This is a genomic window from Pseudomonadota bacterium (assembly GCA_022361155.1).
Classification (GTDB): domain Bacteria; phylum Myxococcota_A; class Polyangia; order Polyangiales; family JAKSBK01; genus JAKSBK01.
Map to the genome: position 1 here is coordinate 1 of JAKSBK010000111.1, position 17,286 is coordinate 17,286.

Here is a 17,286-nt window from a genome sequence, read left to right on the forward strand (position 1 = left end):
CGGCGCCCTGGCTCCGGTCCTGACCTTTCCGCCCTGTTTGTCCGAACCGCCCTGTTTGTCCGAACCGCCCTGCTTGTCCGAACCGCCCTGTTTGTCCGAACCGCCCTGTACCGAGGTCGGGGTAGGCGCTGCCGGCCGCACGCAGCTATCGATTCGGGATGCACGAGGCATGGTGATCCGGGCTCCCCACATAGCACGCTCGCCCCGGCTTGCGAGCAGCCGCCGAGACCTGCGCAGTGGACCTCGGCGCAGCAACGGGCGGCTCCGCGGCCATGTTTTTCACCCCTTCGCCATGCGATGTGCGATATCGTGGCCCCGCGGATGTCGATCCAACGGGGCACGCCTTTTCCCTTGGGAGCCAGTTTCGACGGTGTGGGCACCAATTTTTCGGTCTTTTCTTCGACAGCCGACGAAGTGCACCTGTGCTTGTTCGACCGTCGCGGCCACGAAATCCGCCTCGCGCTGCCCGGCAAGACCGCCGGCTACTGGCACGGGTACCTCCACGGAGTGCGTCCCGGCCAGCTCTACGGCTTCCGGGCTTGCGGCCCGTACAACCCCGGCTCCGGCTTGCTGTTCAACCCAAACAAGCTGCTGGCGGATCCCTACGCTCGCGCCCTCAGCGGCAAGCTGCGCTGGCACCCCTCGCTGCTGGGTCGGCGTCGCAAAGACAGGGGCGCGGCACCCGAGGCGCGGGACACCGCGCGCTACGTGCCCCGATCGGTCGTGGCCGATCCCTTTTTCGACTGGGAAGGAGACCGTCCGCCACGCACACCGTGGTGTGAGACCCTGATGTACGAGGCCCATGTCAGGGGGCTGACCGCGAGCCACCCCCAGGTCCCAAGCGAGCTGCGGGGCACCTATGCCGGGCTTTGCGAGCCCGCGCTGATCGATCATCTTCGTAGTCTCGGTGTTACCACACTGGCCCTGCTTCCGGTGCATCACTTCGTGACCGAGCAACACCTGGCCCGCAAGGGACTCACCAATTTCTGGGGATACAACCCGCTCGGCTACTTCGCACCGCATGCTGCCTACGCTGCGTCCGAGCTGCCTGGCAGCCAGGTTCCGGAGTTCAAGGCGATGGTCAAGCATCTGCATAGAGCCGGGCTCGAGGTCGTCCTGGACGTGGTCTTCAACCATACGGCCGAGGGTAACGAGCGGGGTCCAGTGCTCAGCTTCAAGGGGCTCGACAATCTGGTCTACTACCGCACGAAACCGGACCGGCCCGACCTGTACGAGGACTTCAGCGGCTGCGGCAACGCCTTGGACACGCGCCAGCCACAGGTAGTGCGGTTCATCATGGATTGCCTGCGCTACTGGGTTACGGAGATGCACGTGGATGGCTTCCGCTTTGATCTCGCTGCGGCACTGATTCGAGACGAGCGCGACCTGAACTGGAGTGCACCGCTGTTGAGCGCGATCGGGCAGGACCCCACGCTCCGGCACGTCAAGCTCGTCGCCGAACCCTGGGATCTGGGCCCCGACGGCTACTGCGTGGGCGGCTTCCCCTACCCCTGGTCGGAATGGAACGGACAATACCGCGACGTGGTACGCGACTACTGGCGCGGTCAGGAGGGAATGCTGGGTGCCCTTGCCAGTCGTCTTACCGGCAGTGCGGACATCTACGGCCCTTCTGGCAGATCGGCCTGCGCCAGCGTGAACTTCGTTACCTGTCACGACGGGTTCACGCTGCGTGACCTCGTTTCCCACAACCGCAGGCACAACGAGCCCAACGGCGAGGACAATCGCGACGGAGAGACACACAATCGCTCCTGGAACTGTGGCGTCGAGGGCGGAACCGAGGACCCGCGGGTGAACGCTCTGCGGGCCACGCAGCAGCGCAACCTCTTGACGACGCTGCTGCTGTCGCGCGGAGTTCCCTTGCTGCTGGCGGGCGATGAGATGGGGCGAACGCAGGGTGGCAACAACAACGCGTACTGTCAGGACAACCGCACGACCTGGTTGGACTGGCGCCACATGGACCGCGGTCTGCTGGAATTCACCAAGAATTTGGTGCGGCTCCGCACCCAATCCACAGCATTTCGGCGCAGCGGCTTTTGCGCGGACGGGCAGGAGCCCGTTAGCTACGGCCGCGCGGGGCCCGGACACTACGGATGCGCACAGAACACTCAAGTGCGAGCAACGGATGGATGCGAGATCGCCTGGTTCCGCCCCGACGGCAAGGCCATGTCCGAGCGGGACTGGGAGGTTCCGTTCGCGCGTGCTCTCACCGTTCTTTTCGAAGAGCCCGCCACTGCCGGTGGGGCAAGAGGGACCTACCTGCTCATGTTCAACGCCGGTTCCGAAGCCCTTACGTTCGCGCTGCCGGATGAGCCCCCGGGCACGTCCGGGTGGATCTGTGTGCTGGATACCTCCAGCGTCGACAGCACGTCGGAGATTCCCTGCACTGGCCGTGCAATCGAATTGCCGCCTCGGTCGACCCGCGTGCTACGCCGTGCAACAGACTGCGATGGCTACCCGATGACCCCTCCGAGGTCTAACGCACGCAACTCCTTGAAGCCCCCGCGACGGCAACCAGCAATTGGCCGCTAGACCAGCAATGCGCATGCGCCGAAGAATCGCCTATCTGACCTTGCTTGGATCATCCCTTATCGTCCTATCTCTGGGCGTTCTGGAGTTCACCCTCTTCCTGATCGCACCCCTCCTCCCCAACAACATTTCGACCGCCCTACTTTCACGCTACACAACCGATCCAGACGGCATGTACCGCATTGATTACCCTACCGGTTACCGGATCATGCGCCCCAATCAGACCATTCGGGCCTTCTGGGCCGGTAACAGCTGGCAGCACGCCACCGACCCCTGGGGTTTTCGGAATCCTCCTGACTCGAAGAAGGAGATTATCCTGCTAGGCGATTCCATGGTGTATGGCCACGGCGTCGACGAGCTGGACACCTTTTCCGGCATCCTACGCCACGAGTACCATCATCCCGTATACAACATGGGCCGCCAGGCTGACTGCGTTTACGAAAACTACATATCCTTGATGCTGTGGATTGACGAGTTCAAGCCGCGCAAAGTGATTCTATTCATATTTATCAATGACTTGCATGATACCATGTTTCATATGAATCCGCACCGGCAGCCGTTTCTGCCTACGCCTTCTCAACTATCTTCCATCAAGAGCCAGATCGTCAGCCTTCGAGAATCACCACCCCATCCGTCCTTGGAAGAACGCGTCGAGATGACGCACATGCTGCGTCTGATTAACGCATTGCAACAACGGCCTCAGATCGCGGAGTCGTTCCAGCTATTTCCCGGACTCGGGACCGATAATAGCGAACAGATTCCCTACTATGTAGCCGCAGTCGCTCGCAACGAGATATTTGCTGTAACGGGCAACTACTACCGTACTTACGTGAGCCATATCGCCAAACTCCTGCGCGAACGGGGTATACAGCTGTATCTGGTCGACCTCGACACCCGTGCGGCGCTCCCCAGGTTTGCTTACGCCGCGGACCGCGTGAGCCAATTGGTTCGAACGATGTGCCTCGAAAACAGACTGCTGTGCTATTCCGCTCGCCAAGCTCTCGACGCCTGCCGGACCTGTTTTCTGCCCCAAGATGGTCATTTCAGCAGGGAAGGCAATCGACGCGTCGCGGTAATGCTGGATAAGGCGCTGCGCCATGAGCTCGAGCCGATCGTGCAGCTTCAGGCACCAGATCGAGCAAAGGAAGCAGCCCAGCCAGGCAAGAGCCCGCAGGTGGTTCCGACTGGCGTACACTAAGGGCCCGCGGAAGAATAACTCATCCATTTCGCCGGTTCTGACCACCGCTGGCTATGTTGCTCCTCCTCGAGATATCCCCAATATTCCTCGTTGTCGCGCCTCGCCATTGGCGCCCAGTCCTTACCGAAACACACGAGTTATTCTTCCGCGGTCCCTAAGTGGAGACAATGCAGGCATCGGTCTCCACGAGGGCAGTGGCATGGATGGTGGCCACATGGGCTCTCGGCTGCGGCGACCCCATGGCCGGGCTGACCGGGCCCGTTTCCGGAGCGCTGCCGCAGGGCGTGTTCACGGAGGGCTCCCACACGCTCGCCGTGCTACCCGACACGCAGTTCTATTCGCAGCAGCTCCCGTACCTCTTCGAGCTTCAGACACGGTGGATCGCAGCGGTCGCGCACCAAATCGATCTTCGCTACGTGCTGCACCTGGGGGATATCGTGAATAGCAACAGCCCGCTAGAATGGGAGCGAGCGGCGCAGGCGATGTCGTTTCTCGATGGCGTGGTCCCCTACGTCGTTGTACCGGGCAATCACGACTACGGCCCTGCCGGTGACGCTTCAACCCGTGACACCCTGATGAACCACTACCTCGGTTTCGACAAGAGCGCCCGGCAACCCGGCTTTGGCGGCGCCTACGAATGGGGCAAGCTCGACAATACCTATCACTTGTTCACGGCCGGCGGGCGCGACTACATCGTGGTTGCCCTCGAATGGGCTCCACGCAACGTCGTACTGGAATGGGCGGACGGCGTGATGCGCCAGCACCCCCAGCGGTACGGCATCCTCGTCACCCACGCGTACCTGAACCACAACGATCGTCGCTACGACCATACGGACCCGGTGCACCCCCAGGATTTCAATCCGCACGCGTACCGCACGCCCGGTAAAGTCAACGACGGCGAAGAGATCTGGCAAAAGCTGGTGCGTCATCATCGCTTCGTGATCGCCCTGAATGGCCACGTGCTAGGCGACGGAACGGGCTACCTCGCCAGCATCACGGACCTGGGCAACACGTGCCATCAAATGCTGTCGAACTACCAGGGTCGGCCCCAGGGGGGGGAAGCCTATCTCCGTCTGCTGGAATTCCTTCCGGACGGTATCAGCGTCCGCGTGTTCACCTATTCGCCGCTGCTCACGACCTTTCTCACATCGGCTGATCAACAATTCGAGTTCGAGCTCGATTAGAAACTAGACCTGTAGACCTGCGGCGACGTCCGAATCTGGCGAGGAACGGCCCTCAACGCTAGACTTGTCTACTCCGCGTGCGCAAGAGTCCCAGCAAGAAAGCCAAGTTCATCTCCCTCACGTCCCACCCCGGACGCAGCGGCACCGCGTCGCTCCCAATCCACTGGGGAGAGGGCAGCGCCAGGCAACGCGGCCCTGTGATCGGCTCCCTTAGCAACCCCGCTCACCGAAACGTGATCGGAAGCCACTCGGGATCCTATGCCATCTACCGCGCTCTTGCGGTCGCCACGGGCGCCTTGGATCCAGAACGCGTCGCAGACCTCACGGATACGTCGCCCACCAGTCAGATCGGTCCCCATGAGGCATGGCGGGATCCGACCAAGATCGTTTCCATCGATGCCTTCGGTGCGGTCGTTGGGAACGCGTTTTCCGACTTGATCGCACAAGGTTACGACATTCGTCCTACCATCGCGATCACGCGCGCCAAGCTGCACATGCCCGAGATCCAAAGCGCGCAAGCACAAGGAAGGCTGCAGACCGATGGCGTGATCTTGTGCGAGGCGGGTGAATGCGCCGCAACAAAGATAGCGATCGAGCCGGTCTGGCACCTGCCCGGTGTGGCCCGCCGTTTCGATATCGAAGAGAGCCTGCTGCGGCACACCCTGTTCCAGCACACCGCCGGGATGTTCCCGGAGCTCGTGACTCGCAACGACCTGCAGGTGTTTCTTCCCCCCATCGGAGGGATGACCGTGTACCTGTTCGGCGAAGTGAGCACCGTCGCCGACCCGAGCGTGCCATTGACCGTGCGGGTGCATGACGAGTGCAACGGCTCGGACGTTTTTGGTTCGGATATCTGTACCTGCAGGCCCTACCTGGCTCACGGAGTCGAGGCCTGCATTCGACAGGCTCAGCTAGGGGGCAACGGCGTGATCGTCTACAACCGCAAGGAAGGACGTGCACTGGGCGAGGTGACCAAGTTCCTCGTCTACAACGCGCGCAAGAGACAGGCGGGCGGGGATCGAGCCGAAGCCTATTTCGAGCGCACCGAATGCGTCGCCGGGGTAGAGGACATGCGCTTTCAAGAGCTGATGCCGGACGTGCTGCACTGGCTCGGCGTGCGGCAGATCGACCAGTTGGTGTCGATGAGCAGCCTGAAGCACGAAGCCATCACCCGCTCGGGTATCAGCGTCGTGCGGCGGCTGGCCATCCCGAAGGAGCTCGTTCCTCCTGATGCCCACGTCGAGATCGATGCCAAACGTGCCGCCGGCTACTATTGGTCGAGCACACCGCCGGGTGCCGATCCGCGCAAGCGGGCCCAGGCCCGGAGCTCCGGAGAGTGAGCTCCGAGCAATGCGAGGCCCTGCGCCTGCTGCGAAGGCCAGCAATCATCCGTACCCGCTGCGATCGGATCCTCGAGGCGGCACTGGCGGGTCGCTCGCGCCATTTCCACGTACGTCTTGATCGATTGACCGAAATCGCCTCTTGCGTGGCACGGGTCACGCGTGCTCGCTATCCGGACCTGCGGGTTCCCTACCACAGTCGCTGGCGCCACTTCGGTGTTGATGGCCGGGACCGTTACGCGCAGCTCCAGGCCGAACATCCAGGATGCAGCGGCTGGGGCCCGGAGGATCGCGCGCGTTCCATGATCGATCTAACGGTCGTCAGTGTGCTGCTGGATGCCGGGGCAGGGCACGGCTGGCGTTTTCTGGAACGCGAAACGGGCAAACGCTACGGCCGCTCCGAGGGGCTTGCGCTCGCGAGCTTGCACCTCTTTGGCTCGGGGGTGCTGTCTTGTCAGCCTACCTCGCCGCTGCGCGTCGATGCCGAAGGGCTCGAGCGCCTGAGCGAAGCCAGGTTCGCCGCCGCCTTCCAGGCCGGCCCGGAAAACCCCCTCGCCGGCCTCGAAAACCGAGTTCGGCTGCTGCGGCGGCTCGGTCGCGCCTGTCGCCTCACCCCCGAGGTTTTCGAGCGGAACGGCGAGCTGCGACCCGGTCATCTGCTGGACCACTTCCGGAGGCTCGCCGGATCCAGCTCGCTCGACGCGGCGGAGGTGCTCGAGCATCTGCTGGCGGCGCTCGCGCCGATCTGGCCGCGCCGACTCGAGCTCGCGGGCAGCAACCTTGGCGACGTCTGGCGCCACCCCCAAGCTGGTGGCAACGGGACGAGCCGCGGCTTGGTTCCCTTCCACAAGCTCTCGCAATGGCTCACCTACTCCCTGATCGAGCCGCTGCAGGTAGGCGGTCTGAAGCTGCGCTCCCTGGAGGCCCTGACCGGTCTGGCCGAGTACCGCAACGGGGGCTTGTTCATCGATTACGGTGCGCTCGAGCTCAAGCATCCCGAAACCCTGGCAGGGCCGCAGCAGGTCGGCAGCGAGGCCGTGATCGAGTGGCGCGCACTGACCGTGAGCTTGCTCGATCGGCTCGCCGACGAAGTAAGGGACAACCTCGGCCGATCGTCTGAGCAGCTGCCGCTTGCCCGAATTCTGCAAGGAGGCACATGGGAGGCAGGCAGACGAATCGCAGGCGAACGACGCTCACACGCGGCGCCGCCCATTGTTGTGAGCAGCGACGCGACCGTGTTCTAAGGGCCCGCGGAAGAATAACTCATCCATTTCACCGGTTCCGACCGCCGCTGGCTATGTTGCGCCTCCTCGAAATATCCCCAATATTCCTGGTCGTTGCGCCTTGCCAACGGCGCCCGGCCCTCGGCGATACAGACGAGTTATTCTTCCGTGGGCCCTAAGTCTACGTCTAAGTCTTACGCCTAAGTCTATCTAAGGAGGCGCCCGAGCAATCCTGGAGCGACCATGGACCAGCCGATACTCATCGATCACCCGCTCGTTCAGCACAAGCTTTCGCTGCTGCGACGCAAGTCAACCGAAACCCACGTCTTTCGCAACACCCTGACAGAGCTCGGAACGCTCGTCGCCTACGAGATGACGCGGGACCTGCCCGTGGTGCGACGTCGGATCGAGACCCCGATGTCGACCACATGGGGCAGCACGTTTGAAACCAAGAACCTCGTGCTGGTAGCTGTACTGCGAGCCGGCAGCGCCATGGTAGAGGGGATGCTCAGGGTGCTGCCCTCGGCCCGCGTGGGACACATCGGTCTGTATCGAGAACCCACGACGCTGGTGCCCGTCGAGTACTACTGCAAGCTACCAGACCAGATGGAGCGGCGACTCGCCTTTGTGGTAGCTCCGGTTCTGGCGACCGGCAACAGCGCGGTTGCCGCGCTCGAACGGGTCAAGCACGCGGGAGCATTCTCTGTGAAATTCGCCTGCGTGGTGGCGGCACAACAGGGCGTTGACAACCTGCGGGCACACCACCCGGAGGTACCGGTGTATGCCGCGGCCGTCGATCCCGAGCTCGACGCGCAGGGCTACATCTTGCCGGGATTGGGCGACGCGGGCGATCGCATGTTCGGCACCCGATGACTCATCGATCGCTCGTATTGCTCGAGGTAGGTGGGCTATAGAGGCAGGCACGCCATGATCCCCGCCAGGCCATCTTCACCTGATCCGTCGGCCACGATCAGGTCCGCATAACGGCGCGTCGGAGCAACGTGTTTGAGATGCATCGGACGCACGCTGCCAAGATACTGAGCCTCGATGGCTGCGATGTCCCGCCCGCGTTCGCTGATGTCGCGCCGCACCCTGCGCAGAAGCCTTAGATCAGCGTCGGTGTCCACGAAGACGCGGAGATCGAGCAAACCACGCAGCTCGGCCTGACAAAAGAGCAGGATGCCCTCGACGATCAGCACCGGGCGGGGCGTCACACGACGGGCCCGCTCCTCGCGCGCGCGGGTCGCGAAGTCGTACTGCGGACAGTCCACGGCAACGCCCGACTTCAGGAGCCGCAGATGGTCTGCCAACAGCTCGTTATCCAGCGCCGCGGGCTCGTCGTAGTTGATGCTGGCTCGCTCGCCCGGCAGTGCCTGGGAGCGGTCGCGGTAGTACCAGTCGTGCTGGATCACGTCTGCAGCCGCGCGCCCTGCTCTCGCTTCGATGGCATTGGCCAACGTGGTCTTGCCGCTGCCGCTCCCCCCCGCAATCCCCAGCAAGAAGGTCCCTGGCCGCCTGACCGCCGATCGATCGCTCACTGCCGGGTAGTGTTCCCCGGCCGTGAGCGCGCGTCAAACCAGCCGGCCCTCCCCCGCCTGCCATTCCAGTTGCAGATTCAGGCCAAAGAGGCTGCACTACACGCTCTTGCTCACGGTGTGCACCGCGGCACCGCGCCGGGGCTCCAGCAGGCACGCCGTCCGCTTTGGGTCCTGCGCCACCCTATGGAGCTACCGTTGCGATGAAGTGGCCGGCTCCGCAAGCCCCCGGAGCGCTCCGGTGCTCAGATAGCGCTGCACGAAGTCCCGCACGGTCTGTATCTGGTCGGGATCGAAGCCAGGCTGGGTCGGCCCCCACGTGTAGCTCATGATATTGCCGGGCACGTCGCTGTGGCGACGGTTGCCAAAGAAGTGCCCGAGCTCATGGCCGAGCACGTTGGCCCCAGCGATCTTGGAGATGATCACATAGTGGCGACCTCGATAGGCGCGGGAGCGCCAATGCACCCCGTAGCGAAAGCGACCGGGTTCATCCACATCGCGAAGCGACGCCACGACGAAGCAGTTGACCACTGCAGGACGTGTAAAGGCGCCCAGCGCATGTCGATCTCGGCGGCTCTCCATGCGCGCCGACTTCGCATCCAGCGGGGTGATCGCAGTTACGCGAAAGGCCACTCCCGCCGGCGCGAACACACGGTTTGCGTCACGCGCCTGTCCTGCGATCCAGCCCCGATCCACGACGGGCGCTCCATGGAGCTGCGCAACGTGAAACCAAAGCGGCAACACGATCGGACGCGGTTGCGCCGCCGAAGCAGGCAAGCACAGCAGCACCGGCAACGACAGGAAGCACACTGTTCGACCGAGCCCACACATGCTGCCAGCATGCCGTGCTTGCGCGCGCCGCGCAGGCTTTTCCTGCCCATGCCGGATGCTTGATGCCCCAAAAACAGCGCGGAGCCGGCCTGGTGCAGTGTCCAGACCGGCTCCCGTCCTCGTCAGGGCGAAGATGCTGGCTCAGTCAGCGGCTTGGAGTGGCACCCCCGGGGGAGCTGCCGCTCGAGGACGCGGGCGTCCCGCCGCCGGCCGCAGGCGGCTCCGCGGGAACGGGCCCCGGAAACGGCGGGTCGACGAGCCCGGGCCCGCCAGGCACCGGACCGAACGGTCCGGAGAATTGCGGCGCCGGGAACTGGACTTCGGCTACGGCCGCGCCGAGATCGTTCATGTTATGGACGCGCACACCGCCGAAGCTGATGGAGTAGACGAACACGTCCATGTTGGCATCGTCGGCTGCAAAAAGACCGCGGCGCACCCGCGGCTCGTAGCCGCAGCTGAAGTGGCGCACCAGGCCGGCATCGGGGCAGTTGCGAGTGATCAAGCCCGTGTGGTCGATCGCGCCCAGGCGTTCGAAGCCCGTTGCGATCTCCACCCGAAAGAGCTCCAGCGTGCTCGAAAGACCCTGCTCGTAGCTGACGAAGGGGAACGCCAACAGATTGTGCTCGGGGTAGAACGTGAAGGCCTTGTGCTGCTGGCCCGCCTCGGATCGACCCTGCGTGCTGTAGACGTACTCATAGGCCACTCTGGGCTCAACAGGGTCGGTAACGTCGAAGATCTGCAGCTTCAGCCCCAGATCGCGGCCGGTCATGGGATCTCCCTCGCGGCCGATCGTGAGCAGGTGGTCGACTCGGTTGTCGCGCGGATCGCGAAGGGGATGCATGTACTGGCTGAAACCGCTGATGTGTGCCTCGCCGAGCAGCTTGGGAGCCCGAGGGTCGGACACATCGACCACAAAAAGCGGATCTTGTTGTTCGATTGCGGTCACGACGTAGGCGATGTCCCCCACGAAGCGCGTGGAGCGGATCGTCTCGTTCGGTGCGAGCTCCCCCGTTGTTCCAATGACGCTGAGCTCTCCCGGCTCTCCCTGGGCGAGCGCAAGCACCCGGTTTACCGTGGTGGTCTGCCACCACTCGGGGCTGCCAGCCGGAGCGTCCGGGTGGGTTTGCCTGCGCTCGGTGGTGGCGAGCCGGATCACCAGCTCTCCACTCGCTTCCCTGACCGCATCGAACGAGAACTGGTTATGAATCGTGCCCTCCACGAAACCCGAAGCGGAATACACGGTGTCGGTGGAATTCAGCTCGAACAGGTGCAGCGAGGTGCGGGGGGACGCCGCCCGCAGGCCCGCCTCGAGGAAGCTGCTACGCGCGAAATCGCGCTGTGCGAGCACCAAGACCTCGGCGTTGGAATACACTTCGGAGGCGTCTCCAAGCACCAGGGCGCCGCCAAGAGGCTTGGCCGGGTCCGCGAGATCCAGCGCCAGCACGCTCGTCATGCCGTAGTCCGTGAGGCCGGGCGCCGGCACGTAGTAGTTTTCGCAGCTCGGTTCCACCTCGACCAACCGGCCATCGGCGGCCCGTTCGAGCTGGCGCGGGAGCCAGTCGGAAAGCTCGGTGCGCTGGATGTCCTGCTCCAGCCGCGCTTGCCACGCGGCCACCTGGTGCAGAATGCTCGCCCCGTCGTAGGGTCGACCCCACGCGTCGAAGAGGCTGATGTTGGGCTCGAGAAAGCCGGGTGCCTTGAAGCCACCCCGGAGCACGGCTCGCACGAGCTGCCCGTGGCGGCGAGACGACAAGTAGTTTCCTTCAAAGAAGAGCTCGCGCCGAATCTCGAATTGCGAACCCGTGAGATCGAGCACCGTGATCTTGGTGAACATGGCTCCGTACCCGCAGCCAGGGCAGGCCGAGAACGTGGCGCCCGTCGAGCCGGGTGGGAGCGAGCCGGCCACAGCCGGATCCCCCTGATCCAGGACGTGGGAAAAGACCACGACCTGGGTGCTCCCGGCGCTGTCACCCTGAACGAACATCTCGCTCGGGTCCCCCTCGATGGCCTGCTCCGCGAGCTTCTCCATGCCCGCGGCCGGCCAGGATCGAAGCACCATGAGGTCGCTGCCGTGGAGCACGAACATGCGTTCGGCCTTGGCGTCGAACTTGACGATGTCGGCCTCGTCCACGCCCGCCACCTGCGTGTTGGTCTGGGTGAAGCTGGACGGTGCGCTTTGGGGATCGGCCCCGACAGCACCGCCGCCGGAAGGCCCGGCACCGTGGGTCGCCCGCGGAGGAGCCGGTGCGGCGCCAGGGCCGCTCGATGAAGCGACGCTATCGACGGGTACCCCTCGAAACGGCCCTTGGTTGAGGACGCCCTCACGCAGTCGCTCGATAGTAGCCGGGTCGCGCAGCGCATCCGCGCGGTCCCGAACCTTGCGGATGCTGTCTGCCTGAATCTGCTCGAGCAACGCGGCGCAGCTATCGGTGCGCACCAGCTGTGCCACAACCGGCCGCCGCACCAGCTCGTCGACGCCGCCTGGCGCTGCCTCGTTAGCGACGCATCCCGTACAGATGGCCATGAACGACGCGATCTGCGCCGCCGCCAGCTGCTTCCTCGTGGGCCCTACAAGCAATGTCATGGTTCTGCCTCCTCGTTCCGGCTATCTGTCGAGCACCAGTTTGTTCGCGTATCGTACGGACCGATATGCAACGGATGTTCACAAGCAACAAGCGTACCAGTTGTTCGGATGAAGGCCGCGCATCCAAGGCCGCAAGCAAGCCCAACCAGCGCGATCCCGAAACTCCGAACCCCCACGGCGCAGCGCCGCGGGGTCGGATGGCGCTTCAAGTGCGCCATATTGAGCCAACTGGCACTACGCCGGCGACAGCCCGGGTCATACTTGTGCCAGCGGCTTATCTGGCCCGCATCGGTCACCAACTTCGAGTCCGACCAGCCGCAAAGGACTCCCCAGGTGGTCAGCCTGACCGCCGCGGAACGCTCGCAGCCGTGCCGCGCGCGCTCCTGTTCCGGCGAGCCGCACTTGTACGTGATGACGGACCTGATGCAGAGCGCGCGGAGCGCAAGACAGAATACCAATCAGCAGGGGTCCACGAAAACGGGGCTGGCCCAAGCCATCTCCCCGTCTTCCTGAGTCACACGCGCGTACACCCAGGGGACCCGGACCGTTGCTGCGAGCTGCTGATGACTGCGGCCACCGCGGGCGCTCTCCAGTACGCCGCCCGGCCCGACCAGGTCGATCGCGCGCACGGGGGCGGTACCCCACACCTCGACCCGGACATCGACGGGGCCCGAAACACGGATCTCGGCGCCCATGGGAGCATCGGCCACGCGCATGTCGAGCAGGATCTTGGCGCCGCTGGTCGCGTAGCAGCGGCGGGCTCGAAGCGCACTCATGATGGCGCTACGCGCGCAGCCCGTAGCCTGAACCGCGGTCAGACCCGTGCGGAAAGGATCGCGCTTGCGGCACTCGCCGTGATGCCATAACAGCCCATGGCTATCGGACGAGGCCGTGAACCCGAAGCGGTGGCCCCTTCGCAGCATCTCGTCCACCATCTGGTCTCTCAGGTCACCCCTCTGGCCCAAGGGGTGACCGACGTGCTCGTAGCAGCCGTGGCACGAGCAGATTTCCCATAGCGGCTGCCCCTCGGGATCGTGGCCCGGCTCGTCGGCCCCTGTCCAACCGATGTGATGGGGCGAGCTAAACCCTCCCTGGCCCTTCACCTTCTCGACCAAGTCACGCCCAACAGGCACCTGGTCTCGTGAATGAATCGGCAGACCGGTTCGCGGCAGATACACGCACTTGTGTCCCGGCCCAGGAAAGCGGCGACCCGTCCACTCGTATGCGATCAGCGTCGCAAACGATCCTGGTTCGTCGTAGTGCTCGGCCACCTGCTGCAGCAAGCGCCATTCGCCGGGACCCGTGCGCTTGCCAAGAAACGATTCGTGATCCGTGAGCGCCACAAAGTCATCGCCGTAGCGGTCGCGGGCTCTCAGATACACTTCATGGGCGCTGCCAATCCCATCGGAATGGGCGCTGTGCTGCTGGATATCGCCGAACAGGGTGCGGCGACCGTGACGGGCTGCAGGATCACGCCGAGCGCTCGCGGGCGGCCCTCCTTCGACGCCAGAGGCCCCAACGCTGGCACCAGCGCCGACTTGACCCCCCGGCGAGCGGCCCACCGCATTGCCCTGCCCAGGCCCCGGCAACCCCAAACCGGACGGGCCGTCAGGTCGCGTGAGACGCACCCTTGCTGGAGCGAGCTCGGGAAATCCCCCCTTGGGCTCGCTAGTGTGTGAGAGCTCGATGCCTCGCCGCTCCCGGCGAGCCATCAGTATGCGACCATCGCCGAGGCGCACGGCGGAGATGTGCCGGCCCCGCGCTCCCCATTCGCCGTCGCCAAGAGGCCGGCGAGCCGTAAAGCCAGCCCGACCGAGATCCTGCCGCCAGTAATTGTGCGAGCCGCGACCGAAGATTGAAAGGGCACCGTCTTGACCCGGAACCAGCTCGGGGAACTCGAACGACTGCTCGACGCCGGCACTTTCTCGATCGCGGTCGCGCATCTGCTGCGCCGGCGCAAAGACGTGTCCAGCCCGGTCGACGAAACGCAGTGCGATCCACTTGGCCACATCGGGCCGGTGGTCGCTCTCCCGCACGTCATGGTGAAAGGCCACCCAAACTCCCTGCGCCACGACCGCCAGCGCTGGGGCGGCTGCGATACCGGCCGCGTGCCAAACCACGATCTCGTCGGCCCCATCGCGAGCCAACAGCACCTCGGACTCACCGCGCCGGTGTTCGATCCGCACTCGAACCCGCCCGCTCCGAGCTTGCAGATCTTGCGTCAAGCCGGAAGCCGGCCGTTCGGGTAGCTCGCCGTCTAGAGCAACCACCTCGGGCCTGCGAGCGCCAACGTAGCTGGGCTCGGCAGTACTGCCGTCCGCTGCCACTGCGAACCCCAGGACACGCTCAGCATCACCGTCCCAGGCGATGACGTACAGCATCACCGTCCCATCGCTGCCCGCGATGAGACGGGGCGATCTCAGGTAACGGTCATCGCGCTGCGCAAGCAGTCCCACGCTTCACAGCACGAAGGAATGGCTCACCTGCTGACGGGGCCGGCCAAAGACTGGAAACCGCAACCGCTGTAGCCTCCGGGCCATGCACTTGCCTTGTGGCCTGCCGAAGAACACGCCGTGCACGGCGGCCTCGACCACGCGCCCCGAGCCCGCCACGACAAGCCGGGCGTCCGCCGTGCCACGCATGCCGCGGGCGCAGGCTTGAAGAGCAAGGCGCGCCTTCTCCATGACCTGCGCTACCTGCTCCGGAGCCAGCGTGTAAGGAACCGCGGCGCCGTGTAATCTGGAGCCGCCCTTTAGTTGGGAGCCGCCCTGTAGTTGGGAGCCGCCCTGTAGTTGGGAGCCCGGGCCAGCCTGATCGTCCAAGGCTGCTTCGGTCCGGGAGGCACGGGCCTTGGCCGCGGCGCTTTGCCTTCGCAGTGGACGTGCGCGGGCCGAGGCCGGCCGACCAGCGCTCGTCTGCTCGCGCGCTGAGCCAGAGCCGCGGGATGCCACGCGCCGCGCAGGCGCGGCACGACGCCCGCCAGGGCTGGTAGTCGTTGCGGCGCTCCCGCGCGCGCGCGCTGCTCGTCCCACGACACCGCTTGCGGGCCTGGCTCCGCGCGACGTTGCTGCCTCGGCCGCTACCGTACTTGGGAGGTGCGGCTGCGGCCTGGCCGGCTTGGGGACGTTCGGGAAGGGCCGTTGCTGCGTCCCTGCGGCAGGTTGGGGCGATTCCGGCGCTGCCGCGGAACCCGGCGCAGCAACCAGCCCGGGCGCTTGCGAAGAGCCCGGGGCTTCAAGCGCGCCAGAGGGCCCCTTGGTCGGAGTACCCGGGCTCTGTCCCTCAGCGGAAGCTGGGGTTGGCCGCCCAGCAGCAGGCGCTCCGTGCGCGGCAACCGGCCGCGATGCCGTGCTGCCCTGTGTTTGCCCTGGCCCGGTCTCTGCCGGCCCGGTCTGTGCTGGCTCGTTCTGCACCAACCGGTCGTTAGACGGAGTGCCGAGGATCAGGCTTTGCAGGCGGGCAAGCCATTCCTTAACGAGCTCGGCGGAACCGGGGGTGAACCAAGCTCCGACCCCCCCACCAGCCGCAAGCATCAGGAGCAAGGTGAGCACAAGGCCGGCATTGGAACGGGCCTTGGGTGCCGCGCCTCTTCGCGCCGCCGCCTTTGCAGGCCTGCGAGCCGACTGCCGCGGCGGCACAGAGGACCTCTGCCGGGGCGGGGGAGTAGCCTGCACCCGGGGACGTACCGATGCGCGGGGGGGAGCAGGACCGGCCGCTCGAGGCTCGACCCGACGAGGTGTCCGCGGTCCACCTGGAAGCTCCCCTGGAATGATCGGCGCTGCAGCTGGGGGCCGTGACCGTACTTCAGGGGGTCGCGTTTGACTGGCCAGCTCATCTAGGCCGCCGGGACCAGCCCCGGTTGGCGGCGGCGCGCCAGGGGTGGGAGCGGGCGACGACACCACAGGACCCGGACTCGACCCGGGTTCTGGCTCCGAAAGCGCCTCAGCGCCCGAGCTCGGCCCAGGGTCTGGCTTCGAAGGCGCCTCGGGGACCGAGCTCAGCCCAGAGTCCAGTTTCTGAAGCACCTCAAGAGCTGCACTCGGTGCCGGCCCCGACTTCGGAAGCGGAGGTGGAATGGAAATGGCACGGTCTGGCACAGCTTCCTGCCGGTCATGAGGAGGCTGCTCCTCCACGACCAGCAGCTCCGGAGTGTCCGGAACTGGACGCTCCGCCGAGACGTCGATCAGATCGTCATCATCCAGCGGTTCGGTTTCGACGGGTGCCGCCACCAAACCGAAGTCAGACGGCCGTGTGCCATCGGGCGGTTCATCATCCCCTTCGGAAAGCACGTCCTCGAACAGGGAATCGATGTTGTCCGCCGCCGCCTGCGCGGCCTCAGCGACATCGTTCGCTTGCGGATCCCCCTCCTCGTTCGGAAGCTCGGACTCGGGCACCGCTCCAACCCCCTGGGGTGGCTCGGATAGCCTCCGCAGCGGCGTTAGATTCGGAAGCCTGCCGGTGCCGCTCGAAGATGCGCCGGAGTGCGGTCGTTGCGACGCCAGTGCTTGCTCGAGCATGGCCCCAACCCTATCGTCGTCACGAGCCGGCGGACCCTCGGCTCCCCTTTTCTCCGCCGCAGCCAGCTCATTGACCACGTGGGCGCCGCTTTCAGACATGCCCAAGCCATACTCCAAGCAACCCACCCTCGCAAGCTCCCACGACTGCGTCGTGCACACCGACGATAGGCCCCGCCCCACCACAGCCCTAGTACCGCTTGCCAGGGATTATGATGGATTCCCGCCGGCTCTGACGGCCGCTGGCGGTGTTGCACCTCCTCGAATATGCGCTGCACAGCATCGAAATGAACCGCAGTCATCGTCGGTGCGCCTTGCCAGCGACCGACA

At 65.1% G+C, this 17,286-nt stretch carries 12 protein-coding genes; 7 read left to right on the plus strand and 5 right to left on the minus strand.

Annotated features, from left to right (window positions below; translation table 11 throughout):
- The first annotated feature begins 321 nt into the window (after nt 1–321).
- From glgX to upp, 6 genes are all read left to right on the plus strand, one after another.
- On the plus strand, nt 322–2,550 hold the full coding sequence (gene glgX / locus MJD61_03885) for a glycogen debranching protein GlgX (protein ID MCG8554417.1): 2,229 nt from the start codon (nt 322–324) through the stop codon (nt 2,548–2,550).
- Between the two features lie 13 nt (nt 2,551–2,563).
- Nucleotides 2,564–3,745 (plus strand): hypothetical protein, encoded by a 1,182-nt coding sequence (locus tag MJD61_03890; protein ID MCG8554418.1) that lies wholly within the window; start codon nt 2,564–2,566, stop codon nt 3,743–3,745.
- A 167-nt stretch (nt 3,746–3,912) separates the two neighbouring features.
- Complete coding sequence (locus tag MJD61_03895) at nt 3,913–4,929, plus strand: metallophosphoesterase (GenBank protein ID MCG8554419.1); 1,017 nt, start codon at nt 3,913–3,915, stop codon at nt 4,927–4,929.
- Nucleotides 4,930–5,006: 77 nt separating this feature from the next.
- Nucleotides 5,007–6,269 carry a GTP cyclohydrolase II gene (locus MJD61_03900; protein MCG8554420.1) on the plus strand — a complete coding sequence of 421 codons (1,263 nt, stop codon included), beginning with the start codon at nt 5,007–5,009 and terminating at the stop codon, nt 6,267–6,269.
- On the plus strand, nt 6,266–7,513 hold the full coding sequence (locus MJD61_03905; protein MCG8554421.1) for a URC4/urg3 family protein: 1,248 nt from the start codon (nt 6,266–6,268) through the stop codon (nt 7,511–7,513). The genes MJD61_03900 and MJD61_03905 overlap by 4 nt, the downstream gene beginning before the upstream one ends.
- A gap of 222 nt (nt 7,514–7,735) precedes the next feature.
- Nucleotides 7,736–8,365: a uracil phosphoribosyltransferase gene (upp, locus tag MJD61_03910; protein ID MCG8554422.1), complete on the plus strand. Its 630-nt coding sequence runs from the start codon at nt 7,736–7,738 to the stop codon at nt 8,363–8,365.
- A 35-nt stretch (nt 8,366–8,400) separates the two neighbouring features.
- Here the strand turns inward: upp and udk are convergent, their stop codons facing one another.
- The 5 genes from udk to MJD61_03935 form a co-directional block, all read right to left on the minus strand.
- On the minus strand, nt 8,401–9,030 hold the full coding sequence (gene udk / locus MJD61_03915; protein ID MCG8554423.1) for a uridine kinase: 630 nt from the start codon (nt 9,028–9,030) through the stop codon (nt 8,401–8,403).
- Between the two features lie 189 nt (nt 9,031–9,219).
- Nucleotides 9,220–9,858, minus strand: coding sequence for a hypothetical protein (locus MJD61_03920; protein MCG8554424.1), 639 nt, complete (start codon nt 9,856–9,858; stop codon nt 9,220–9,222).
- A 145-nt stretch (nt 9,859–10,003) separates the two neighbouring features.
- Nucleotides 10,004–12,442, minus strand: a complete 2,439-nt coding sequence (locus MJD61_03925; protein MCG8554425.1) for a beta-propeller domain-containing protein — start codon at nt 12,440–12,442, stop codon at nt 10,004–10,006.
- 458 nt (nt 12,443–12,900) lie between these two features.
- The gene (locus MJD61_03930; protein MCG8554426.1) at nt 12,901–14,898 is read right to left on the minus strand and encodes a CehA/McbA family metallohydrolase; all 1,998 of its coding nucleotides are present in this window, start codon (nt 14,896–14,898) and stop codon (nt 12,901–12,903) included.
- Nucleotides 14,899–14,901: 3 nt separating this feature from the next.
- Complete coding sequence (locus MJD61_03935; protein ID MCG8554427.1) at nt 14,902–15,264, minus strand: hypothetical protein; 363 nt, start codon at nt 15,262–15,264, stop codon at nt 14,902–14,904.
- Between the two features lie 1,290 nt (nt 15,265–16,554).
- On the opposite strand from MJD61_03935, the gene MJD61_03940 reads away from it, so the two are divergent.
- Nucleotides 16,555–16,866 (plus strand): hypothetical protein, encoded by a 312-nt coding sequence (locus MJD61_03940; GenBank protein ID MCG8554428.1) that lies wholly within the window; start codon nt 16,555–16,557, stop codon nt 16,864–16,866.
- Nucleotides 16,867–17,286: the final 420 nt, after the last annotated feature.

Bases quoted from the DNA above. Each gene is read 5' to 3' on its own strand.
- glgX (MCG8554417.1), top strand. From the start codon at position 322: ATGTCGATCCAACGGGGCACGCCTTTTCCCTTGGGAGCCAGTTTCGAC.
- MJD61_03890 (MCG8554418.1), top strand. From the start codon at position 2,564: ATGCGCCGAAGAATCGCCTATCTGACCTTGCTTGGATCATCCCTTATC.
- MJD61_03895 (MCG8554419.1), top strand. From the start codon at position 3,913: ATGCAGGCATCGGTCTCCACGAGGGCAGTGGCATGGATGGTGGCCACA.
- upp (MCG8554422.1), top strand. From the start codon at position 7,736: ATGGACCAGCCGATACTCATCGATCACCCGCTCGTTCAGCACAAGCTT.
- MJD61_03920 (MCG8554424.1), bottom strand. From the start codon at position 9,858: ATGTGTGGGCTCGGTCGAACAGTGTGCTTCCTGTCGTTGCCGGTGCTG.
- MJD61_03925 (MCG8554425.1), bottom strand. From the start codon at position 12,442: ATGACATTGCTTGTAGGGCCCACGAGGAAGCAGCTGGCGGCGGCGCAG.
- MJD61_03940 (MCG8554428.1), top strand. From the start codon at position 16,555: ATGAGGAGGCTGCTCCTCCACGACCAGCAGCTCCGGAGTGTCCGGAAC.